Origin of the sequence: Pseudomonas sp. 13B_2.1_Bac1 (assembly GCF_025466155.1) — a bacterium.
GTDB lineage: Bacteria > Pseudomonadota > Gammaproteobacteria > Pseudomonadales > Pseudomonadaceae > Aquipseudomonas > Aquipseudomonas aylmerensis.
In genome coordinates, this window is the sequence record NZ_JANLOH010000109.1 from 62,478 (window position 1) to 84,118 (window position 21,641).

17 protein-coding genes, 1 tRNA gene and 2 pseudogenes are annotated in these 21,641 nt (G+C 55.2%); 7 read left to right on the top strand and 13 right to left on the bottom strand.

The genetic code is table 11. The features are described from left to right. Window positions 1–1,748: 1,748 nt before the first annotated feature. The 4 genes from NTD80_RS27795 (at window position 1,749) to NTD80_RS27810 (ending at window position 5,629) form a co-directional block, all read left to right on the top strand. On the top strand, window positions 1,749–2,726 hold the full coding sequence (locus NTD80_RS27795; protein WP_080751181.1) for a DUF4917 family protein: 978 nt from the start codon (window positions 1,749–1,751) through the stop codon (window positions 2,724–2,726). A gap of 134 nt (window positions 2,727–2,860) precedes the next feature. After that, the gene (locus tag NTD80_RS27800) at window positions 2,861–3,904 is read left to right on the top strand and encodes a hypothetical protein (RefSeq protein WP_262135611.1); all 1,044 of its coding nucleotides are present in this window, start codon (window positions 2,861–2,863) and stop codon (window positions 3,902–3,904) included. Then, window positions 3,901–4,977, top strand: a complete 1,077-nt coding sequence (locus tag NTD80_RS27805; protein WP_262135612.1) for a hypothetical protein — start codon at window positions 3,901–3,903, stop codon at window positions 4,975–4,977. The genes NTD80_RS27800 and NTD80_RS27805 overlap by 4 nt, the downstream gene beginning before the upstream one ends. Beyond that, window positions 4,964–5,629: a hypothetical protein gene (locus NTD80_RS27810; protein WP_262135613.1), complete on the top strand. Its 666-nt coding sequence runs from the start codon at window positions 4,964–4,966 to the stop codon at window positions 5,627–5,629. The genes NTD80_RS27805 and NTD80_RS27810 overlap by 14 nt, the downstream gene beginning before the upstream one ends. Window positions 5,630–5,800: 171 nt before the next feature. Here the strand turns inward: NTD80_RS27810 and NTD80_RS27815 are convergent, their stop codons facing one another. The 11 genes and pseudogenes from NTD80_RS27815 to NTD80_RS27865 form a co-directional block, all read right to left on the bottom strand. Further along, the gene (locus NTD80_RS27815; protein ID WP_262135614.1) at window positions 5,801–6,166 is read right to left on the bottom strand and encodes a histone-like nucleoid-structuring protein, MvaT/MvaU family; all 366 of its coding nucleotides are present in this window, start codon (window positions 6,164–6,166) and stop codon (window positions 5,801–5,803) included. Window positions 6,167–6,232: 66 nt separating this feature from the next. Continuing rightward, window positions 6,233–6,421: a hypothetical protein gene (locus tag NTD80_RS27820; protein ID WP_262135615.1), complete on the bottom strand. Its 189-nt coding sequence runs from the start codon at window positions 6,419–6,421 to the stop codon at window positions 6,233–6,235. Window positions 6,422–6,486: 65 nt separating this feature from the next. Further along, window positions 6,487–7,467: a chromosome segregation protein SMC gene (locus NTD80_RS27825; protein ID WP_315974950.1), complete on the bottom strand. Its 981-nt coding sequence runs from the start codon at window positions 7,465–7,467 to the stop codon at window positions 6,487–6,489. A 92-nt stretch (window positions 7,468–7,559) separates the two neighbouring features. Further along, window positions 7,560–10,449 (bottom strand): annotated as a pseudogene (locus NTD80_RS27830) (DUF927 domain-containing protein). Beyond that, a complete protein-coding gene (locus NTD80_RS27835) occupies window positions 10,446–10,718 on the bottom strand; it encodes a DUF3077 domain-containing protein (RefSeq protein WP_262135616.1) in 273 nt (90 codons plus the stop codon). The pseudogene NTD80_RS27830 and the gene NTD80_RS27835 overlap by 4 nt, the downstream one beginning before the upstream one ends. Continuing rightward, window positions 10,715–10,999, bottom strand: coding sequence for a hypothetical protein (locus NTD80_RS27840; protein ID WP_315974951.1), 285 nt, complete (start codon window positions 10,997–10,999; stop codon window positions 10,715–10,717). Before NTD80_RS27840 ends, NTD80_RS27835 begins: the two co-directional genes overlap by 4 nt. 534 nt (window positions 11,000–11,533) lie before the next feature. Then, window positions 11,534–11,838, bottom strand: a pseudogene (locus NTD80_RS27845) (hypothetical protein). Further along, window positions 11,835–12,095: a helix-turn-helix transcriptional regulator gene (locus NTD80_RS27850; protein ID WP_256680474.1), complete on the bottom strand. Its 261-nt coding sequence runs from the start codon at window positions 12,093–12,095 to the stop codon at window positions 11,835–11,837. Before NTD80_RS27850 ends, NTD80_RS27845 begins: the two are co-directional and overlap by 4 nt. 92 nt (window positions 12,096–12,187) lie before the next feature. Then, a complete protein-coding gene (locus tag NTD80_RS27855) occupies window positions 12,188–12,436 on the bottom strand; it encodes a helix-turn-helix domain-containing protein (RefSeq protein ID WP_262135618.1) in 249 nt (82 codons plus the stop codon). A 490-nt stretch (window positions 12,437–12,926) separates the two neighbouring features. Further along, entirely contained in the window at window positions 12,927–14,162 is a 1,236-nt protein-coding gene (locus NTD80_RS27860; RefSeq protein WP_262135619.1) for a tyrosine-type recombinase/integrase, read from the bottom strand. Window positions 14,163–14,329: 167 nt separating this feature from the next. Further along, window positions 14,330–14,406: transfer RNA gene (locus tag NTD80_RS27865), tRNA-Arg, on the bottom strand. 371 nt (window positions 14,407–14,777) lie between these two features. Here NTD80_RS27865 and gabD point away from each other — a divergent pair. From gabD to NTD80_RS27880, 3 genes are all read left to right on the top strand, one after another. Next, window positions 14,778–16,220 (top strand): NADP-dependent succinate-semialdehyde dehydrogenase, encoded by a 1,443-nt coding sequence (gene gabD, locus NTD80_RS27870; protein ID WP_058426343.1) that lies wholly within the window; start codon window positions 14,778–14,780, stop codon window positions 16,218–16,220. 181 nt (window positions 16,221–16,401) lie between these two features. Next, window positions 16,402–17,679: a 4-aminobutyrate--2-oxoglutarate transaminase gene (gene gabT / locus NTD80_RS27875; protein ID WP_025855478.1), complete on the top strand. Its 1,278-nt coding sequence runs from the start codon at window positions 16,402–16,404 to the stop codon at window positions 17,677–17,679. Window positions 17,680–17,816: 137 nt separating this feature from the next. Continuing rightward, a complete protein-coding gene (locus NTD80_RS27880) occupies window positions 17,817–19,025 on the top strand; it encodes a response regulator (RefSeq protein WP_262135620.1) in 1,209 nt (402 codons plus the stop codon). A 98-nt stretch (window positions 19,026–19,123) separates the two neighbouring features. Here the strand turns inward: NTD80_RS27880 and NTD80_RS27885 are convergent, their stop codons facing one another. Further along, window positions 19,124–20,125 carry a sensor domain-containing diguanylate cyclase gene (locus tag NTD80_RS27885; RefSeq protein ID WP_065899545.1) on the bottom strand — a complete coding sequence of 334 codons (1,002 nt, stop codon included), beginning with the start codon at window positions 20,123–20,125 and terminating at the stop codon, window positions 19,124–19,126. 188 nt (window positions 20,126–20,313) lie between these two features. Beyond that, complete coding sequence (gene desA, locus NTD80_RS27890; RefSeq protein WP_065899546.1) at window positions 20,314–21,498, bottom strand: delta-9 fatty acid desaturase DesA; 1,185 nt, start codon at window positions 21,496–21,498, stop codon at window positions 20,314–20,316. Between the last annotated feature and the right edge of the window lie 143 nt (window positions 21,499–21,641).

Here is a 21,641-nt window from a genome sequence, read left to right on the forward strand (position 1 = left end):
CATAAAACTGCCGCAACTTTGTGTGCTTCATCGTACCGACTGTCCATAAGCCACATCGTTGGACTGCCTCCGTTCACAGCGTGATTCTTTTTGAGACGTCCTAGCTTCCCCTGCGCAATTAGCTCAGCGCTTACCTCTTTTTGCCCGTTGATAATCCCGGTCATAGCTCCTACAGGGATCAGCGCCGCGAACTGGACGGTCGGACCGTAGCGTTGGATCAGCAGGGAATGGGTTACACCTTGAGGTGCCTCTCGATCAACAATCTCGGCAATGGTTTTGTCCCAGTCGCCATCACTCAACCTTGCCCGTAGCTGCGCCGCAGAATATTTCTCAGGATGGTCATCCCACCGCCAACACAAGCGGACCCGAGCTGTGAAGGTCTTACCCTCAGGGGTCGTAGCTGTGAGCAACTGAGAGTTCCCTTTTCGCAAGTCGATCACACCTGTGCAGCCAATACCTTCCAGAAAAGGCTTCAGCATTCCACGGGTGACTATCTCAGCTTGAATGCTATCGGGTGTGCGGAATGCCCGTTTCTGAGTTGCATATTCCATCGTTAAGTACCGATCAAGACGCGGTGGTAGGAAATTGAGGTGGGCTCTAGGATCAGATCACGATACGCCCATGCAGAGAAGGCGGGATGTGCAAAAACGCGCTGGGGACCCTGGGAGTATTTCATCCACACGGGGCATGAAACCCGCGGGATCGTGGTAGCGGCAGCCGCACCAGCTTACTGAAATTTCAACGTTGAAATTGAAAGGATCTTGAAGAGAAAAGGGCATCCTTACTGGATCTGTAACGGTCATGGGTTTTGTTCAGGACAGTGAACGATTGGCCTGGTCAACTCGGTCAACCAGTCAACTAACTTTGGAGACCAGCCACTAACGAGATCCGGCGGGTTCTATGCCCCGTGTCTATCCGAAATGCCTAGGGTCCCCAGCGGCTTTCGGATTCATAGGGCAAGTGCACTGGTGAACAGCAGTTCACCCGGTTCACCTGTTCACTAAGCTGAGCATCTTTCCGCTGACACGATCACGCGGATTTCCGACCCCGTCTCCATCGAAAGGACCCAGGGGCCCCAGCTTTTTTAAGGTCGGGTCGAAGATTCAGCCAGGCCTACTAGTATCTATTGATGATCTGCCGGATGGAGAGGCGTCATGGAAATGAATGGCTCGCGTTCCTGCGCCTGACTGCTGTCAGCTGCGACGCGGATACGATCGAAGACGGATGTGCTTTAAATAGGCCCCCAGACGCCACTAGATTTTTCCGGCAGGCTGCATTTGGCGCGGAAGGAATTGTTATTAACGGGGGAGCGGGGAGATGCCGCTCTCAATCCCGTGTTACTAGTGTTACTAGTGTTACGAGATAGCTAACTACTTGTATCAAAAGGGAATTTATTCAGTAACACCGTGGGGGGGCTATTTTGGGGTGGTGTTACGGGGCAGGTGGGTGTAACGCATCTCCGGCAAAGGATGGCAGCGTCCAGAGTGGAGAGTGCTTGACTACCAAAGAGAGGCTATTACTAGGGACGCATATTTGAATCCTCCCCCAATGAACCGCGCAAGCCAGATATTCGTTGCCTGACAGAGCTTTGCTGAGCTGGTCTAGACACCTTCAAACAGGAGCGTTTCAAGTGCGGCGGAGCAAAGTTCGGTGCGTAAACGAATTCTTGCAAGTGGGCTTAAGGGCGATAGACAGGGTTCGAGAGGACTGATAGCGTTCTGACTCCATAAATCTACCAAGGAAAGGTGATGCCCAACATCGTTGATTGGCGAGAAATTCGCGATAATTTTAACCATACGGTTTTATTAGGAAATGGAGCCAGCATGGCCGTCCATCCTGATTTTGGGTATGGATCGTTGTATGAGGCAGCGAACCAGATGGGGTTTCTCGACGGACCTGTTCGGACGGTCTTTCAGCGATTCAATACTTTCGACTTCGAACTTGTTCTTAGGCGTCTCTGGTATACCTCTCTAGTCAATGAAGCGTTTGGTAACCAGCCCGGCGCAGTTGAACAAGCATATCAGCAGGTCCGCACCGCATTGATTCAAACAGTGCGTGAGACACATGTCACCTATGCGGATGCCGAAGAGCATTTGCCCAATATATATAGATTTTTAAAAAGATTCGATACCGTCGTTTCCCTGAATTACGATCTTATTGTGTATTGGGCAATAATGTTTGGTAATAGAACTTTAGGGCGTTGGTTTAAAGATGGATTTATGCCTCGGAGTTTTCGTGATGATTGGGAATCATTGAGGGAGCCATACGGCGCGGAAAGATCCACGTTGGTTTTTTATCCGCACGGGAATTTGGTTCTGGCCCGTTCTGAAACTGGCGCAGAAGTAAAGCTGGCTGGTGGCGACGAAAGATTACTCGATGTGATTCTAGATAGCTGGGAAGGGAGAGGCGCAATTCCATTATTTGTATGTGAAGGGACCGCCGAGCATAAGAAGTCTGCTATTGAAAGCGCATCGTATCTACAGCGTGTCTATAGAGAAGTAGTTCCTTCCCTGAATGACTCACTGGTGATATATGGTTGGAATATATCGGTGCAAGATCAGCATATAATTGATCAGTTGCGGCGATCAAACATTACACGCGTAGCGGTATCAGTTTGGAATGAAGATGCAGGATATATGCAGAGGGCAGAAGAGGCTCTGCGTAGTATAGGTATTCGGCACATACATTTTTTTGATTCGGCTAGTGAAGGCTGCTGGATAAACTGAGGCTTTACTCACAGGGGGTGAATGCGTTTCTAGAAAAGTCAGTCTATTAATATTTTGATGTAATAGGTGCTGATAAAAATGGTAGGTGGTGTGAGGTTATAGTATAAAAATTATAAGTCTATTGAGGGTGTGTTATGGCTGGGGAAGTTGCAAATATCACCGAGGTTGCGGTAAAGGTAACTAAGGATATATTTAAATGGTTTAAGTGGGATGCTGTTCCCATTATGGATGAAAATTTTGATTGTCACAAAGTTGATAAGCATAAAGCCCCCCCTAAGAAAAAGAGTAAAGCTTTATCGGAACCCAAGCACAGCCACCCCGTAGATGTCGTGTTCAAGTATTTCGATCCTTATACAAATAGGGTTGTTATGCTAAATACAGATTTAAAAAGCTATGCAAAAGGCAGCATTTCCACGCCAAATATAATCGCAGCACTAGAGTCGCTGGCTAAAACAATCGATTGTGCTAGATCAAGTCCTGAGTGGCAAAGAAAGTATATTCTTGATGAAGTGATTTATGAAATAAGGGGTATGCTTTTTATATATAATCATGATGGTGAATACCATAAGGATTTTGTAAAGCTTGTCGAGCCTATTAATACTGATAAACTCGGCATTCAAGAGGGGCAAATGCTACATGTCTTGGACTCAGAGCGAATTCGTTATCTTTTTACCGTTGTAACAGATATGAAAAGTCTGCACGCGGAAGATGAGTTTCCAATAAAAGATTATTCCTTTTTTTATCCTGATCTGTACTTGCACAAATCCCATGGAGATCCAGACTCTTTGCCCGCCACTGTGGAGTTGCTCTGTGCTCCTTACATGATAATAAAGCATGGGGATCCAATGAGTGGTAAAGAGCTTGATGAGCGCGGTAACGAGGGGTATGTGATCTATTATAACCAAGATGGGTCGACAGAATATGAGTTTCGCTACTTGTTAGATTCGTTGTCTAGGTTTCAAATTCTTCGCCAGAAATGCACCATCAAAATTAGAGTGGCTCATAGCAATCCGCACAGTCTAATTAAGAGTAACTTTGAGACGGCAAAAAACATATACTTGGCGGGTTGGGGTATGGACTCTTATAAGAAGACAGAGCTTGAACGGATTGAGTTTGAGATTGTGAATTTGTCCGCTCCGAAATATATGCCCGGAATTTTGGCATGGAGATACTCATGAAAAGCGGTCATTTGTATTATGCGTCTGATAAAGCAGTATATGATGCGCTCGTCCAATACAATTTTAAAAATGCAGATATACGTGAGCTTCTCTTAAGTAGGGGGATATTGATTTCACAAGATACAGAGAGAAAAGTCTTAGCTTTGTATTTTAGTCGCATGAATCATGACTACTACGATCACCAAAGAATCGCTGGGATATTTGGTGGTAATAGCCGGAAGGAGCGAGTTGCGATATCAAGCCTTCAAGGGAAAATTGGAGATAGTAAACTTGAGGTGGCGGCTCAAGCGTTTAAAGAGGAGCTTGAAAGCAAGGGGGCTAAGGTCAGCGTAAAATGGGTTCAGAAGAAAATGGAGATAACGGTTTTATATGATGACTACAACAGTAATAAGTCTGAGTTTAAACAGACGGTTGAAAGGGAAGGTGTTTTTGAAATAGAAGCAACAGAGTCTGGTTTGAATGTCAGGGGGCCCCAGAATAATTTTATGGATAACTCAAAGGCTATTTTGATAGATTTGCTTGCTAAGAACAGCGAGGGTGGAAGCCTAGGCTTGAAAGAAATAGAGATGAGTTCGATTCATGACAATAAGTTAAGGACAAAGTTTTTTAGAAGTTTGCTAGCAAATCTAAATGGATATGTGTTGAAGGATGTTACGGACGTCTATGTATATAATCCGAAAATAAAAGCTGAATCAGCCGAGGGAGATCTAGGGATTCATATTACAAAAGCATCGCTAAAGGGCGAGGGTTTGTTGTTTTCCCAAGAGTTGGACGGATTGCTGAAGACTGGATTTTATGTTTGTAAGATAGTTTGGACCACTCATTCGGCATCTGAGAAATCGGATCTTTATGAATTGGAGGCTCAGTTTACAGAGCCGGAACACTGTGAGAGGTTCTCATACGCAGTAAAAGGTAGATATAAGCTGGGAGATAGTGGTCATCATAATAAAAACAAAACTTCATGTGAGTCTCTGGCAGAAAAGCGAATGCTGCGTCTGTTGGAGGCTGCAGCCATGAAAACACTTGATGAAGTGGCTGAAGAGTTTGCAGGAGGTAAAGATGAAACCAATTAAGCAGCTCTGGCTTATATTGACTCATGGTAAGCGGGTAGCGGATGCGCTGCAGAAGCATACTTTTAGTGTTGACAATCCATCAGGGTTTGAATTGATTGAAGTATCTCCGGATAAGGTGCATGCGAAATTTTTCGAACGGCTAGAGATTTTCGAGGAGGTCGATACACCATTTGGTGATGTACAAAAAATTCATATCGTTCGATATGTTGTTATAGAGTTTACTGTAATCAAAGTTGGTGAGGGGTTGTCCTTAATAAAAATTCTTAGGCCACCTGCTTCGATAAAAAGCTTTTCAAAAAAATTGATGGAGGCTTTTGAATATGAAGGGGCATTAAAGAAAGCCTCTTTTAATTTGGCGGAAGTCTACAGCCTTATCCAGGGGGAGCCTGCCATTGATCGTCTCGTCGTGACGAAAGTCACAGCTAGCCAAGTCCCTGTGGGAGATAGGGCTACCGCTCGTATTGAGGTTGCATCTATAACAAATGCGCTACTGGAATTGCAGAAAGAGTATGACTCTCCTTCAGTAAAGCTAGAAAAAATAATGATTTCTGCAAGGATGAATTTTGAGCTAGAGATCTTGGAGGTCTCGGCGGCGGGGTCAATATACTGTACGCCAGGAATGGAGTTTTATCTGGAGAGAACTTTGTTTTAACGTAGCTTTTAGTTTTTTACTTGTTTTGTACGATTCTGCTAGGCATTTCTGTCAGGTATTTATTTTAAAAAGGTTTTGAGGCGCTTAGTCTCGGTTTTAATACTGCGCTGTAGGAAGAGTTAGGGCTAGGTTTAAAAGGCCTCATAGAGACCTTTCGACTAAACCCAGAACTTATTTTCCGAGCCAGCTTTCGACTAAATCCGAACCATGCTTGGCTTTCCACTCTTTCAGCGTCTTGTGATTACCGCCTTTAGTTTCTACGACTTCGCCGGTGTGCGGGTTCTTATAAGTCTTCAGCTCGCGAGGCTTGCGGGTGCCGGTCGTGGCGGCCAAAGTTGGACCGCGCTTGCCGCTTTGTGGATCTAGCAAATTGATGATGTGCTTCAGGCTAAAGCCGTACTGATCCAGCAGTCCTCGCAGCTTGGTCTCGAACTCGATTTCTTTCTTCAATGCGGCGTCGCCCTTCAGTGCTTCCAGCGCCAGGAGCTGTTCGGCCAAGTGTTTTTCAAGCTGACGGTATTCGGCAAGTTTGGACATGAGCGTTTCCTGATGTTTGTTTTGAAGATATCTATCTGAATAGTACTGCAGCATATAAGCTCAGCGTTATTTTCGGCCGTATAACTTGCTATCGACGTGGTTTATTTCAGCTTTTATCAAGTCGACAGTGAGTTTCTGAACCGTAGTGGTTTTTCCGGTTTTGATGTCCACGATTTTCAGCAATGCGGTCAGATGGTTTTTGCGGGCCTTGAGGGTATCGGTCCAGTTCGCGCTGCTCTGTAATTGAGTGTTCATGATCTTTATCCTGGCGGGGTTCTAAACAGCCCGCGTGCGCAGGCTGTTTCGGGTGGCTCAGCGCGTTACAACGAGAGAACGTCTTGCACGGTGTGCTTATGAGAGCGCTCCGACAATTCACGGCTACCCCATGTGTCGAAGCCTTCACCTTCTTGTGGAAGCACCAATCTCCTCAGACTGAGTTGATCGCCGCCCAGCATCCTTTCAACAGCCCACAGCTTGCCTCCTGCATCCATCAGCGCTTGCGCTTTTTCGTTCCACTGTTCTTCCAATACCGTCCGTGCCAGGAACATGGCTGTTCGTTCGATGGCATTATGTTCTTTTTGAGCCTCAACTATGTGCTGGTCGACGATGACCATTTCCTGTTCCAGCGCTGCAACGATCAAGTGCTGGCGACGATTGTGCTCGGTTGCAGTCGTGAGGTTTTTCGCAGCCTTTTGCGCTTCAGCATTGGCGTTCTTTTCGCCCTCGGTGTCGCCCCACGCCACGGCTTGAGCGTAGGCGGTTGCTGCATCGGTTTCGGCCTGCCGGGCTTTTGCCATGTCCTCAGCCGCTTGCTTCTGGATCTGCTCCAAACGGGTACTGAGACTGTTCCGCTTTTCGTTGAGCTCCTGCTCGTCGGCCTTCCAGTTAGCCATCGATTCGGTGTAGCCCGCCATCAACGTCTCGTGATTAACGAGCTTTTCACGTCGGGTAATTCGATCAGTAACAATGCTGGCCTGATGCTTTCGAGAGTCGTAAGGTATTTTCAGGGTGTTGTACTGTTTGCGAATTTCGTAAAGACGATCAGCATCCAGCGTCTCCTCGTCCTCCAGCAGCGCCTCTAGCGGAGCGATCTCGATATACATCTGTTCGACTTCACTCAGGTATTTATCCCTCTCGACTTTCAGTTTTTCGATTTCGCCCACCAGCAACTGCTTCTTGTCGCAATGCCCGGTCGCTTCACTGCTGTCCGAAACACGCTGTGCGAGCACCGTAGCTTCACGGCGTTCCAGCTCATTGGTCAGTAGTTCGCGTTGCTTTGTGGATGCTTGAAATTCGTTCATCTGTCATGTTCCTTCAAATTTGGGTTTGGGTTGAATGAGCGGCTGGCGAGGCCGGGAGTGAGCCGGCGCTACCTCGATCTGCGGAGATGCCCTCAGGCATCCCGAGCCTCGCTGTCATTCGTTCCCGGAATCGTCTTCACGATGTAGCAGCGTTGTGGTCCAAGGCCGGGCAATCGGACCAAACTCGACGCCTTGCCATCGCTACCCGGCTCCAGCACACCGCGTTGCAGCAGTTCCTTGTTCACTGCGGTGAGGTTCATGCCCCGGAAGATCTCGGAGCGCCATGCCTCGGTCAGAACGTAATAAGTGTTGGTGGTGTGCATGGTGTCGCCCATGCCGTGCTCGAGTGTCTTGCGAAAGCCGAGGCGATCGATGGTGCGCGGGCCGTGTTCGTCGATCTTCGCCGCCGCCGATTCCCAGCGGGTAAAACGGCTTTCGCCGAAGCGCTCGATGACCTGGCGCAGGCGCGCCAAGATCGCATCACCTTCGAAGTTCCCTGCGCCGCCACGCTCGTTCATCCATGCGTTGAGGCATACGCGAGCAGCGGTGGTGGCAGTCCCATCCGGCCAGCCGGTGATACCCATCGCGGTGGTCAGTTCACCGGCTGCGGCCGCGAGGCCGAAGCGAGCGGCTGTGTGCCTGTCCGCTGGCCGAGGCCGGTAACGACTGGGCGATAAAGCCTTCCAGCGTGCGGCGCAGAATGGTAGGCCAACCGTGACGTTTGCCAGGTTCACACAGCGCCGTTAGAAACGCTGTTAGCGGTGTGCCGTAGTACTTCGCTACCCGAGCCTTCAGCGCATCGGCAAGGGTCGCCGCATCCTCAAAGCCGTTGAGGGCGTCGAACATGCCGAGTCCTTTGCTAGCATCAGCCGGGACTGCGAGCATGCGCACCTCCATGCCCGCTTTCAGCTCTTTGTTGGCCTCGGCCATGTGCTGGGCCAGCGTCTTCTCGCCGGTGGAGAGAAACAGCAGACGCCACTCCTGTACCTGTCGGCCTGCTTGCCCTCGATCATTGGCGCGTGCCTTGCCTGTGCCGTTGCCGAGCATGTATACCGTCTCGCCGATGATGCGCGGATCGCACATGCCAATTTCATCCAGCACCAGAAGCCCATCGGAATGCGCGGCGGCGATGGATTCGAGCGCGTTGTCGGTGGAGCGCCACGAACGCACCAGACGCGGCCCGCCGTAGATCGACGCGGCAACTTGCAGGTGTGTAGTCTTGCCGCCTGAACTGTCGCCGTACAAGTGGAAGCCGCCCGACTCATGGCCGAGCATGTGCAGCAGCGGGCCAGCAAAGGCCACGCCGACGACAAACGCCAAGCGATGGTTGCCGACGCACAGCGCGCCGATCTGCTCTTGCCACTGCTCAAGTGAGCCGGCCTCGCTGATCGGTGGAAGCTGAGAGCCAGCCTCGTAGAAGTGCAGATGTTCGCTGTGAGCGCCGACCTGCTGCTCGGGCAGCAGAAAAGCGTTGTCGTGCCAACCCAAGCGGGTAACCAGTCGTGCCCTTTGCGCGCTGTCGAAGCCGCCGAGGTAACTCTGCAGGTCGTTGCGTGCATTGCGTCCGGAGCGACTACCGGCGAGACGCAGACCCATATCCACCAACGGGCCGAGCACGTCCTTGCCGAAGTCACCGGTCATGGTTCGCGCCGGGATGTTCCAGCGCTTTTTCGCCCCGTCCGGATCGTCGAACTCGACCAGCAAACCCCAGTTGTGACCCTGCGCATCTCGGGTACGAGCTAGGATCTCCAGCGGCGAACACACCGGACGAGCCTCGCCATCGTCACCGGAATAAAACACGCCTGCAGGCGTCAGGCGGAAGCCACCGGGCAACAGATCGTTTTTGGGTTTCGCGGCGCGTTTGGTTGCCGGCTTGGCCTTGGCTTCGTGTGGTTCGCCCGTTGCTTTCTCCGGCACTACGCCGAACAATTCACCGCTGAGCTCCAGCTCGGCTATGTGGGCCGCCGTCCAGCCTTTGGCCTGTGCATCGGCCGCGTCATCGCCGTCGTCCCATTGACCACCTTTGGCTAAGGTCGTTTGCCCGTTCTTGAGCGTGGGCTTGCGTTTGAACACCTCCAGCGCGATGACCCGCACCGATGCGGCGCCGATCTCATGCAGTTTATCGGCAACGGCTTCCATGCAGGCTTTGCCACTGACATCGTTGTCGGGCCACAACAGCACGTCGCGACCCTTGAGTGGTGTCAGGTCGGCTTTGTGCCAAGAGTTCGAGCCGTTCGGCCAGCAGGTGGCTACGTAGTCCAGCATCAGTTCAGCAGCGGCGTCCGCGGCCTTTTCGCCTTCACACAACACCACAGGCGCATCGGCGCGCTGTGTCAGCTCATCCAAACGCAGCAGGGGCCGAGGCTCCGGCAAACCTTGCCAGCGCCATTGTGTGGTTTGTCCATCGGAGCGTTTGCACCAGGTCAGCGGTGTAAAGACTTTTCGCTGCTTGCCGTCTTCATCGGGGGCCAGGTCGAAGCGATACAGCGCCATGATCGGGTGACCCTGAACATCGCGATAGATCCACACCTTGGACGGAGCGCCGTGTTGTCGGTGCTTGGCAGGGCACTTATTCATGGCCTCGACCGGGATCGGTTGAATCGCAATCCACTCCGGCGTCGCGCTCTTGGCCGGTGCGCTTTTGATTGTCGCGGAACCAGCGGAAACGCAGAGCAGATCCGCCAGCTTTTTGCAGGCCTCAACGTCCGTGCCGCCGTCGATGTAGCGCACCAGATCGATCAGGTCGCCTCCCTTATCGCCGGTGGCAAAATCCGCCCAGGTGCCTTTGCTCAAATTGACCTTGAGTGAGCCTGCGCGTTTGTCCGTGCGCGTCGGGTTCGGTGCGGTGTACTCCTTGCCGCCGTCGACGCGTTTGCCGTTCGGCAGCCAGTGCGCAAGCACACGGTCGATGTTCTTCAGGGCAACGCTTTTTACGTCGGCAAAGCTGGGGCGTTTTGAGGTGTTGCCGGTGCGTTGAGTCATAGGGCGGTCCTCGACTCAAGCAGCGCCTCGTTCACGTAGTCGATCAGCGCCTTTGTCATCTCGCCGTGGTAGAACGCAGGCCAACTAAAACGCGCGCCCGCATCGCTGATGGCGGCATCGAGGATCAGTTGATTGGCGTGGTGCAGAATCTGGGAGACGGCTTCAAGTGCGTCCTCCAGCGGGATACCGGCATTCACCCGAAACAGGTTTTGGCCGTTACCGTAGGCAGGGGAGAACTCGGAGCGTCCACGCGTGCTGGAGAGGGTCACAGTGCACCGCCTTTCTGGCCCATTGGCACAGATGAGGCATCACCGTACATGGTGAGTGTTTTGATCAAGCCCAAGGTGCCACGTACGTCCCAAATAACTGACGACAGCACGCGGTTGGAAAGCAGGGGTTTATCGCCGTCTAAGTGATCTTCCAACAGCATGAGCACTGAGTCAGCACGGTCGAGCGCACAGGTGATGGCGTCGATAGGCATACCGGCTTCGGCGTCTGGGCTGACGCAGAGTAGGTCCCCGGGCAGTGCAAAGCCTGGGAGCATGCTCATTGGGCACCCCCTGCAGTTTCCAAGGCTCGCGCTTTGGACATATGGGCGTTGTAACGGGAAAGGCGTGTAGCGAGGCTGGAGTTGGCATGTAAAGCGGCGAGAGCCATTGCTCGATGAGCAGCGGCGCGAATTCTGGACGGATTTAGGGCGTGCATAGGTGGCGCTCCAAGTTTTGACTATGGAACTGCCACGATCCTTTCCACGGGATTGGGTGGCAGCTGTGCATGGGGTGGAAATACCGGGAAACTTGGAACCCGGCCAGGCCGAAGCCTGCCCACACACAGCCGCCATAACTCGAAATCGAAGGCGTAAAAAAAGACGCCTGCAATCGTAATGGGGGCGCCTGTGCGCCAAGTTTTCAAACGGGTTTCCACGCCCGGTCGCTGAATTTGCAGCGACAGCCAGAGAGTAACGTCCGTTTTTTGAAAGTGCAACTGTGCGGGATGCTTGCGGATTTTTTCGATGTAACATAAATTTGTTTTGGCATGCAGATTTACCTCAACGCCTCCGGTTGCCGCCGGAGGCGTTTTCGTTTCAGGCATTGGCGTCCCAGCGCAGGGAGAGCAGTGGTAGGAAGTCGCCGTCGAGCAAGATCGTGCATCTTCGTAAGCGTCGATTTGTTGCCCTTCATCTACGATCACTGCACGCGGGGCTTCGTTGGGTACTGACAGTGCGCACCAGGTGCCGTCAGCCCATCGCATGACTAGAACTACTCGATTCAGGCGTTTTTGTTGCGTTCTGTGACGCTCAAAACGTTGCATCCACCGCGACGAGAAACCGACTTTTCTGAGTACAGAGAAGGGCTGCAAAATGGCCTTGTTAGCGACACGATTCGTCATGCCGCCACCCGGTCGCGGGCCGCGATACGCGCCCGTGTCCAATTCAAAATTTCGGCTAATACCCAAGCGACCGGAGCCCCACGCGCATTGCTGTCGGTGAGCTTCACCGCTTGCGGAAAGCCGCTCTCTGGCTGGCTCATAAGTTTGTAAACCGTTGCGCGGCCGATACCTGTCAGGGCTATGACTTGATTGATGCGTATCAGCGTGGCGGCCGGATCGAACTGTCCCAGTTCCGTATGAGGCGCGCTGATCGGCAAGCATGCGGATCCGCTAGGGGCCTTGTGGTGACTTTCTCTTGGAGTGGAGGGGGCAAGCCCCACAACTTTTGCAGATTGCTTTGGGGCGCTCATCAGGCCCTGTCTCCAGCGGTTTTTGCAGGTGAGCGCAGTTGGGTTTCAAGCCACGCGACCACGTCTTGGGAGCGATAACGAACCCGAGACCCGGTTTTGATATAGGGAAGTGAGTTGCTGCGAGAACTTCGCCAGGCGGCAAGCGTTCGGCTGGACAGACCTAGTGCATTCGCCACTTGGTCGGTAGTGAGCAAACAAGCAGGGGTGAGAGAGGTGGTGGAGTGGTGTGAAGTGTCGTGAGGCTGCATAGCGCGTTTCCTGTCGTAGTTCGTACAGGCCCCAGCTATGTAAACGATTTTCTATTTTTTAAAAGTTTTATTTTTATAGTTTTCGACGCGGTTTTTATGGATAAGACAATTTAATTGAGCAAGATCGCAGCAAAGTTTCAGTTTTTTTCGGGGCTGTCCTACCTTGCCATACTGGTTTTCTATACAGTTAAAAATCGGAAAGTGAGAAGTGAAACCCGGTGAGGTCCCGACGAACGGTAGTCCCCTGCGCCCCTTCTGGTAGTCCGATAACAGCGGCCCCTCCTTAGCGTGGGGCGACCAATAAGAGATGGCCGCCAGAGGTTTTAGGCGCCTTAGGCGTAACACGCTTTTGACTCGTAACACATGATGTGCGGATCTCTTTTAATACGTGTTACGCAAGAAATATTAAATAAAATCAATTGGTTGATCGGATGCGTAACGTGCGTAACACCAGTAACATCGATTTTTGATGGGTATGGGGTTGGCGTATTCAACCCGCCTTTCCAAACTTTCCCTGAATAATGTTGCCATCTACTAGCTCATCCAGATGATCTGCGTACCACTGCATCATCACTCTGCGCTGAGGCAGGTAAACCGCCATGTTGTACACCCCTGCAATTCCTTCCTTTGCGTGAGAGAGCTGGGCCTCAATGTGATTCTCATCGAAACCCTGCTCATTGAGTATGGTGCTTGCGATGTGACGAAAGCCGTGGCCTGTTTGCCGACCCGCATATCCCAGTCTGCGGAGCGCCATTAGAAAGACGGTGTTGCTACGCGGGATTGTCCTGTCTTTCCTGCCTGGAAATAGGAGAGGGTACGCACCTGTCAGTGTTCGTAACTCTGTGAGCGCTTCAATTGCCTGTCGAGAGAGAGGCACCACATGTTCGCGACGACGTTTCATTCGCTCGGCTGGGATCGTCCATAGCTTTTTGGAGAGGTCGATTTCTGACCAGCGTGCTTCGCGGATCTCGCTCGGGCGCGATGCTAATAAGGAAAGCAAGCGAAGCCCAATACGAACGTCCTTTGCGTGAGGGTAGGAGTTGATCGCTCGAAGTAGCGCAGGCAGTTCTTCAATCGAAACGTGTGCATAATTTTCAGCGCTACGTGATTGCAGGAATTTGCTGAGACCTTCAAGAGGGTTGTGGACGGCTCGTCCTGTTACGCGTGCCAGGTCATAGATCTCTTTGCAAAAGGCACGAACTCGGCCCATTTGTTCAATGATCCCCTTCTGCTCCATGCCGCGTAGAAACTCCATCCATTCCAGGGGCAATATTTCTGTGTACACGCGTTTGCCGAAGACGGGGAACACGTGAAGCTCAAGTGCGCCAAGCCCTCGTCGAGACGTACCTGATTCCCAGCTTGTGCGTCTGGCCTCAAACCACTCGCGGCCTAACGCTTCAAAGGTGTTGTTGGCAGCAACCTGGTCTGCAACCTTCCGAGCTTGCTTGCTCACCAATGGATTTTTGCCGGTCGATGCGTCTTCCCGCAGTTGAGCTGCTTTCTGTCTCGCCAATGAGCCGCTGATTTCCGGGTAGCCGCCGAGGCCCAGCCAAGACCATTTGCCGTCTGGCTTTTTGTATCGCAGCTCCCACGATTTTTGCCCGTTAGGTTTTACCCGGAAGTACAGACCATTCCCGTCCTGCTCGCGATAAGTAGCGTGCTCAGGGTCCAGGCCTGCGAGCGTGGTGTCTGCTAAGGGGCGACGTTTGATTTCAGAGCGCTTCACTTCCTGTATGCCTCCAGTTATAGGAATCTGAAAGCATACACGTGGGCATACACGGCGGGAAGTTATAGGGGTGGACAGGGACGGATAGCCAGAAACAAGAAAGCCCGCACAGGGCGGGCTTCTTGGGGTGTTTCGTAGACTGTCTGAGACAGCCCGAGACTGCTATATGGTGCACCCGGCGGGATTCGAACCCACGACCCCTGCCTTCGGAGGGCAGTACTCTATCCAGCTGAGCTACGGATGCTTGTGCGGGCGACATCATACCCATGTCGTCCTTGGGCGTCCATGCCGGTCTTTGGACGTTTAAAGGTGGGAATTTTCCGTACGGCGGCCCTGCGCCGGGCGCCAGCGGTCGGTGTGGCGGAACCGGTCCTGGTTACGCTGATCAGAAAGATTCGGCAAATGCGCGGTTTTCGTTCTTTTTTTCGAACAGACTATTGCCCTGTACCCCCATTGATCCTAGGATTCGTTTGAGATTTCAAACGCTCTGTCTCCCGTGCGCTCTTTCACTGATCCCGCGCGCTGGGGCTGATTTCCCTGACGGCAGCCCACAAGGCGCCTTTCAACAACTCTAATTCGCTCCGCGTGCGCGCGGTGCTGTTAAGGAAAGCCGACATGCAGCTCAAAGATACCCAGTTGTTCCGCCAGCAAGCCTTTATCGATGGCGCTTGGGTCGATGCGGACAACGGTCAGACCATCAAGGTCAACAACCCTGCCACGGGCGAAATCCTCGGTACCGTGCCGAAGATGGGCGCCGCTGAAACCCGCCGCGCCATCGAAGCCGCCGACAAGGCGCTGCCGGCCTGGCGCGCGCTGACTGCCAAGGAGCGCGCGAACAAGCTGCGCCGTTGGTTCGAACTGCTGATCGAAAACCAGGAAGACCTCGGTCGCCTGATGACCCTCGAGCAAGGCAAGCCGCTGGCTGAAGCCAAGGGCGAAATCGTCTACGCCGCCTCCTTTATCGAGTGGTTCGCCGAAGAAGCCAAGCGCATCTACGGTGATGTGATCCCCGGTCACCAGCCCGACAAGCGCCTGATCGTGATCAAGCAGCCGATCGGCGTGACCGCTGCAATCACCCCGTGGAACTTTCCGGCCGCGATGATCACCCGTAAAGCCGGCCCGGCCCTGGCCGCCGGTTGCACCATGGTGATCAAGCCGGCTTCGCAAACCCCGTTCTCGGCCCTGGCCCTGGTTGAGCTGGCGCACCGTGCCGGTATCCCTAAAGGCGTGTTGAGCGTGGTCACCGGCAGCGCCGGCGACATCGGCGGCGAGCTGACCAGCAATCCGATCGTGCGTAAATTGTCGTTCACCGGCTCGACTGAAATCGGTCGCCAGTTGATGGCCGAATGCGCCAAGGACATCAAGAAAGTCTCCCTGGAGCTGGGCGGCAACGCGCCATTTATCGTGTTCGACGACGCGGACCTGGACAAGGCCGTCGAAGGCGCGATCATCTCCAAGTACCGCAACAACGGCCAGACGTGCGTCTGCGCCAACCGCCTGTACATCCAGGATTCGGTCTACGACGCGTTCGCGGAAAAACTGAAGGTCGCAGTGGCCAAGCTGAAGATCGGCAACGGTCTGGAAGACGGCACCACCACCGGCCCGCTGATCGACGAAAAAGCCGTGGCCAAGGTTCAGGAGCATATTGCTGATGCCCTGAGCAAAGGCGCCAAGCTGCTGGCCGGTGGCAAGGTGATGGAAGGCAACTTCTTCGAGCCGACCATTCTGGTCGACGTGCCGAAAAACGCCGCTGTGGCGAAGGAAGAAACCTTCGGCCCACTGGCGCCGTTGTTCCGCTTCAAGGACGAAGCCGAAGTCATCGCGATGTCCAACGACACCGAGTTCGGCCTGGCTTCCTACTTCTATGCCCGCGACCTGGGCCGTGTGTTCCGTGTGGCTGAAGCCCTGGAATACGGCATGGTCGGCGTCAACACCGGGTTGATCTCCAACGAAGTGGCACCGTTCGGCGGCATCAAGGCGTCGGGCCTGGGCCGTGAAGGCTCCAAGTACGGGATCGAGGATTACCTGGAAATCAAATACCTCTGCCTGGGCATCTAAGCCGGGAAGGGATCGCAGCAAACGCAAAGGGCACGAGAGCGCTGACCCTTTGCGTGTTTCAAAACGTTATTCGTAGTGGCCGGGAAAGCTGTGGCAGTCGATCATCGCATGCTGCCGTAGTTGCCTCCCCGCCACGTATTCCTTGAGCTACGCCACCCGATGAGTGGCGAATGAGGACTTTATGAGCAAGACCAACGCTTCTTTGATGAAACGCCGCGAAGCCGCTGTACCGCGCGGTGTTGGCCAGATTCACCCGATCTTCGCCGAATCCGCGAAGAACGCCACCGTGACCGACGTTGAAGGTCGCGAGTTCATCGACTTCGCCGGCGGTATCGCCGTGCTGAACACCGGTCACGTGCACCCGAAAATCATCGCCGCCGTGACCGAGCAGCTGAACAAGCTGACCCACACCTGCTTCCAGGTTCTGGCCTACGAGCCTTACGTGGAACTGTGCGAAAAAGTGAACGCCAAGGTCCCTGGTGATTTCGCCAAGAAAACCCTGCTGGTCACCACCGGTTCCGAAGCCGTAGAAAACGCCGTGAAAATCGCCCGTGCTGCCACTGGCCGTGCCGGCGTGATCGCGTTCACCGGCGCCTACCACGGTCGCACCATGATGACCCTGGGCCTGACCGGTAAAGTCGTGCCTTACTCCGCTGGCATGGGCCTGATGCCAGGTGGCGTGTTCCGCGCGCTGTACCCGAACGAGCTGCACGGCGTGAGCGTCGACGACTCCATCGCCAGCATCGAGCGCATCTTCAAGAACGATGCCGAGCCGCGTGATATCGCCGCAATCATCATCGAGCCGGTACAGGGCGAAGGCGGTTTCTACGTCGCGCCTAAAGCCTTCATGAAGCGCCTGCGCGAACTGTGCGACAAGCACGGCATCCTTCTGATCGCCGACGAAGTGCAAACCGGTGCCGGCCGTACCGGGACCTTCTTCGCCATGGAACAGATGGGCGTTGCTGCCGACCTGACCACCTTCGCCAAATCCATCGCTGGCGGCTTCCCGCTCGCCGGTGTGTGCGGCAAGGCCGAGTACATGGACGCCATCGCCCCAGGCGGCCTGGGCGGCACCTACGCCGGTAGCCCGATCGCTTGCGCCGCGGCCCTGGCCGTGATGGAAGTGTTTGAAGAAGAGCACCTGCTGGACCGCTGCAAGGCTGTCGGCGAGCGCTTGGTGACTGGCCTCAAAGCCATTCAAGCCAAGTACCCGGTGATCGGCGAAGTGCGTGCCCTGGGCGCGATGATCGCAGTCGAGCTGTTCGAAGACGGCGACAGCCACAAGCCAAACGCTGCCGCTGTTGCCTCGGTGGTTGCGAAGGCGCGTGACAAGGGCCTGATCCTGCTGTCCTGCGGCACCTACGGCAACGTATTGCGCGTACTGGTCCCGCTGACCTCGCCGGACGAGCAGTTGGACAAAGGCTTGGCGATTATCGAAGAGTGCTTCTCCGAGTTGTAATCACAAGCTGCTCTGATCGACAGAAAAACCCGCCTCGGCGGGTTTTTTTGTGCCCATTGCGGCACATTCAGGTGTTGTTCATTGTACGTAGGTGCCTGCATTGTCTAAGGTGCAAGCATTGCCGATGGAGCGTGCAGATGACTGCTGTTGATTTACCCGCTGTACCCCGAGTGTTGATCGCCGAGGCAGACCCCTGGTCACGGGATCTGCTCAAGCAAGTGTTACTGACTGTGCGCTGTGACGCACGGTTGGACGTGTGTGCCGATGGGCAGCAAGCGGCCACGCTGCTGCGCGAAAAGGCCTACGACCTGATCCTGGCGGATTGGGAGCTACCCGGCATTGATGGCCTGAGCTTGTTGCGTAGCGTGCGCCAGAAGCGCCGTACGCCGGCCTTGCCGTTTATTCTGCTGAGCAGTCGCAATGACAGCGCCAGCGTGCGCGAAGCCTTGCCCCTGGCGCCCACCGCCTATCTGACCAAACCGTTGAACATGGAAGGCCTGACCCAGCGCCTGCAAGACCTGTTGCTCAACGAAGGCGAGAGCGTGTATTGCGAGATTCCGCCGCTGGCGCCCGGCATGACCTTGCCTGTCTTCCTTGAGCGCCGCCGTGATGCCTGCGACGGCGCGCCATTGCGCGTCGACGTCAAGGCGGCCGTGCAGCACAGCCTCGGCGCCGACGGCCTGGAGCTCAAGCGCCTGGAAGACCAGGTGCGCATGGACCCGCAAATCACTGCCGTGCTGATCGCCGCTGCCAACAGCGCCGGCCACCACGGCACGCCGGTACAGACCCTGCCTGCGGCGTTGCACAAGCTGGTGGCCGGACAGAGCATGAACCTGATCCTGGGGTTGGCCCTCAAGCACAACGTGGTACTGGGCGACCCGGCGCTGGTGGCCTATGCCGAGCGCCACTGGCAACTCTCGCAGGACACTGCCGACTACGCCCGGCGCCTGGCGCGCATGCTGGAGCTGGATCACGAGCGCTGCTACACCGCCGGCATCCTGCATCGGCTGGGCGATTTGGCCTTGTTGCGCTGCCTGGAAGACTGGCGACAGGGCGGTGGTGCGCTGGATGACGAAGCGATTGGTGAGTCGCTGTATGCCTTTGGCGCCGCCTATGGCTCGGCGCTGCGTGCACGCTGGCGTTTGCCGCTGGAGCTGCGTCAATTGATTGCGGCGATCTATTCCCTGGAAGGCGGGGTGTATGCGCGGGACGCGCTGGTGGTGAACCTGGCCGCGCAAATGGCGCGGTTGACCGAGCATGAAGGGCTGGAAGCTCTGGCCGCGAGCAAGACTGCGCGGTTGCTCAAAGTGGGCCTGTCCGAACTGACCCGAGTGCGCAAATCCTGAAGCCCGCGCCTTCCTGTCGGAGCCGGCTTGCCGACGATAGCCGTGGTAACTGACACACCGAAATCGCCAGCCAAGCCGGCGCCTACAGTTGATCGGGGTTAGCCCGCGATCACGCGGTTCTTGCCCAGGCGCTTGGCCTCGTACATGGCGGCATCGGCGCGGGCGAACAGGCTGTCCAGGGTCGAGTCTTCTTCTTTGAGGCTGGCCAGGCCCTGGCTGATCGTCACGCTGAAGGCTTGGCCTTCATAGCTGAAACTCAGCTCCTGAATCTCCCTGCCCAGGCGCTCGGCCACTTGCAGCGCCATTTCCGGTGCGCAGCCTGGCAGTACGGCGGCGAATTCCTCGCCGCCAATGCGCCCGAACAAGTCGCCACGGCGCAATACACCGCGACCGCTTTCGGCGATACGCCTGAGCACCTGATCGCCTTCCAGGTGGCCGTAGGTGTCGTTGACGTCCTTGAAATCATCGATGTCCAGCAGCAGGAAAGCCAGCGGCGCCCCTTGGGCGCAGGCGCTGTCGAAGGCCTGGTTGGCGCACTCGAAGAAGTGCCGGCGGTTGCTGCTCTGCGTCAGCACGTCGGTGGTGGCGAGGCGATGCAGCTCCAGTTCCATCTGCTTCTTTTCAGTAATGTCCTCGGCCATGCCCACCACGATCACCGGTTCGCCGGGCTCGACCTGCTGGTTGATGTAGCACTTGTCGCTCAGCCAGCGGATCTGGCCATCCGCGGTGATGATGCGGTACTCGCGGTCCTCCACGGCACCTTGCTCCAGCACGCGGGCCATGCTGTGCTCGGCGTAGTCGAGGTCTTCGGGATGGATGCTGTTGCGCCATTCCCGATGGTCGGCCAACAGCAGGCCGGCGGAGCGACCGAAAATACGCTCGTAGGCCGGGCTCACGTACAGCACGCGGCGCGTTTCCCAATCGATGGCCCACAGCACGGCGTTGACGCTGACCAGCAGCGAACTCAGCAACTGCTCGCGCTCACTCAGCCGCTCGACTTCACCCTGGGCATGCATCAGCGCCAGCAGTGTCGCCGCCGCTGCTGGGCGAGGATGCTCAGCAGTGGGGGCGTCGTGTAAGTAGGACTTTTCGTGAACCATCGGCACAACTCTCTCTGGGCGCGCCGCAGGATGGAGCAGCGGTCACTACAAGGGGCCACCATGATGGCGAAGTGTTCATTGAGAGAGGGGATTTGCAGTGAAGTTCCGTCAACTGGACCGATTGACGGTGACCGAGAAATGACGCCAAAAAGCTGATTGGCGGGAGGGAAGGCCCTCCCGCCGCACTCTCAGACGGCTGCAGGACGCAGCGAGTAGGTCTTCAATTGGTGGGCAAAATCGCGCAGGGATTGGATGCCGCTGGCCTCGGCTTCATGCACCCATTCCTTGATGGCTGCGAGCATATCGTGGCCATTTGAGCTGGTCTTGAGCCAGATCTGTTGCAGTGCCAGGCGCTTTTCGTAGATCACCTGGAGGGCATGGCTGTGCTCCAGCATGCTCTGGATGCGCACGTGGTGGCGGTCATCCAGCAAGCTGGTCTCGCGGGACAGCAGGCGCTTGGCGCGATGGAACTGGTGGCGCACCGAGTGATCGACCTTTTCCAGCTCCTGCTTGACCAGCGGGCCAATCACCAACTTGCGGTACTGGGCCATGATCTGGAAGCGGTTGTTGAGGATCGCCATGGCGGTATCCATGTCCAGGTGGCCCTTGCCCTCGACGCGGTGCGCGATCGGCGCGACACGCTGCACCTTGGCCAGGCGCAGGAAGCTGAACACTTTGATCCACGCCCAGCCGAGGTCGAACTCCCACTTCTTCACCGACAACTTCGCCGAATTGGGGTAGGTGTGGTGGTTGTTGTGCAGTTCTTCGCCGCCGACGATGATGCCCCACGGCACCAGGTTGGTGGCGGCGTCACGGCATTCGAAGTTGCGATAGCCCACGGCATGCCCCAGGCCGTTGATCACGCCGGCGGCCCAGAACGGGATCCACATCATCTGGATCGCCCAGATGGTGATGCCGATGGTGCCGAACAGCAGCAGGTCGATCACGCCCATGATCGCCACGCCCAGCAGCGGGTAGGGCGTGTAGATCTTGCGTTCGATCCAGTCGTCCGGGCAGTTCTTGCCGTAGATGCGCAGGGTTTCAGGGTTTTCTGCCTCGGCGCGGTACAGCTCGGCGCCTTTGCGCAACACGGTGGACAGGCCTTTGATCACCGGGCTGTGCGGGTCATCGACGGTTTCGCACTTGGCGTGGTGCTTGCGGTGGATAGCGGTCCACTCGCGGGTGTTCTGCGCCGTGGTCAGCCACAGCCAGAAGCGGAAGAAGTGTTTCAGGCCAGCATTGAGTTCCAGGGAACGATGGGCTGAATAGCGGTGCAGATAGACGGTGACCGCGACGATGGTCACGTGGGTCATCAACAGAGTGACTGCCACCAGTTGCCAGGCTGACAAGTCAAGAAAACCGTTGTACCACATAGGCTGTATGGCCCTCAGAAAAAGAAAAGAACAGCTCACGCATTATCACTAAGCCTACAGAGAAAACCAGCAGCCCTTTCAGATAGGAGTGACCGGATGTTTCTTATTCTATAATCCGCAGCCTTTGTAGGGCGATTGTGTTT

Excerpts from the sequence above, each read along its gene's own strand:
- NTD80_RS27795 (WP_080751181.1), top strand. The coding sequence starts at position 1,749 with ATGCCCAACATCGTTGATTGGCGAGAAATTCGCGATAATTTTAACCAT.
- desA (WP_065899546.1), bottom strand. The coding sequence starts at position 21,498 with ATGTGGTACAACGGTTTTCTTGACTTGTCAGCCTGGCAACTGGTGGCA.
- gabD (WP_058426343.1), top strand. The coding sequence starts at position 14,778 with ATGCAGCTCAAAGATACCCAGTTGTTCCGCCAGCAAGCCTTTATCGAT.
- NTD80_RS27840 (WP_315974951.1), bottom strand. The coding sequence starts at position 10,999 with ATGAGCATGCTCCCAGGCTTTGCACTGCCCGGGGACCTACTCTGCGTC.
- NTD80_RS27885 (WP_065899545.1), bottom strand. The coding sequence starts at position 20,125 with ATGGTTCACGAAAAGTCCTACTTACACGACGCCCCCACTGCTGAGCAT.
- NTD80_RS27880 (WP_262135620.1), top strand. The coding sequence starts at position 17,817 with ATGACTGCTGTTGATTTACCCGCTGTACCCCGAGTGTTGATCGCCGAG.
- NTD80_RS27820 (WP_262135615.1), bottom strand. The coding sequence starts at position 6,421 with ATGAACACTCAATTACAGAGCAGCGCGAACTGGACCGATACCCTCAAG.
- NTD80_RS27810 (WP_262135613.1), top strand. The coding sequence starts at position 4,964 with ATGAAACCAATTAAGCAGCTCTGGCTTATATTGACTCATGGTAAGCGG.
- NTD80_RS27800 (WP_262135611.1), top strand. The coding sequence starts at position 2,861 with ATGGCTGGGGAAGTTGCAAATATCACCGAGGTTGCGGTAAAGGTAACT.
- NTD80_RS27855 (WP_262135618.1), bottom strand. The coding sequence starts at position 12,436 with ATGCAGCCTCACGACACTTCACACCACTCCACCACCTCTCTCACCCCT.
- NTD80_RS27815 (WP_262135614.1), bottom strand. The coding sequence starts at position 6,166 with ATGTCCAAACTTGCCGAATACCGTCAGCTTGAAAAACACTTGGCCGAA.
- NTD80_RS27825 (WP_315974950.1), bottom strand. The coding sequence starts at position 7,467 with ATGAACGAATTTCAAGCATCCACAAAGCAACGCGAACTACTGACCAAT.
- NTD80_RS27805 (WP_262135612.1), top strand. The coding sequence starts at position 3,901 with ATGAAAAGCGGTCATTTGTATTATGCGTCTGATAAAGCAGTATATGAT.
- gabT (WP_025855478.1), top strand. The coding sequence starts at position 16,402 with ATGAGCAAGACCAACGCTTCTTTGATGAAACGCCGCGAAGCCGCTGTA.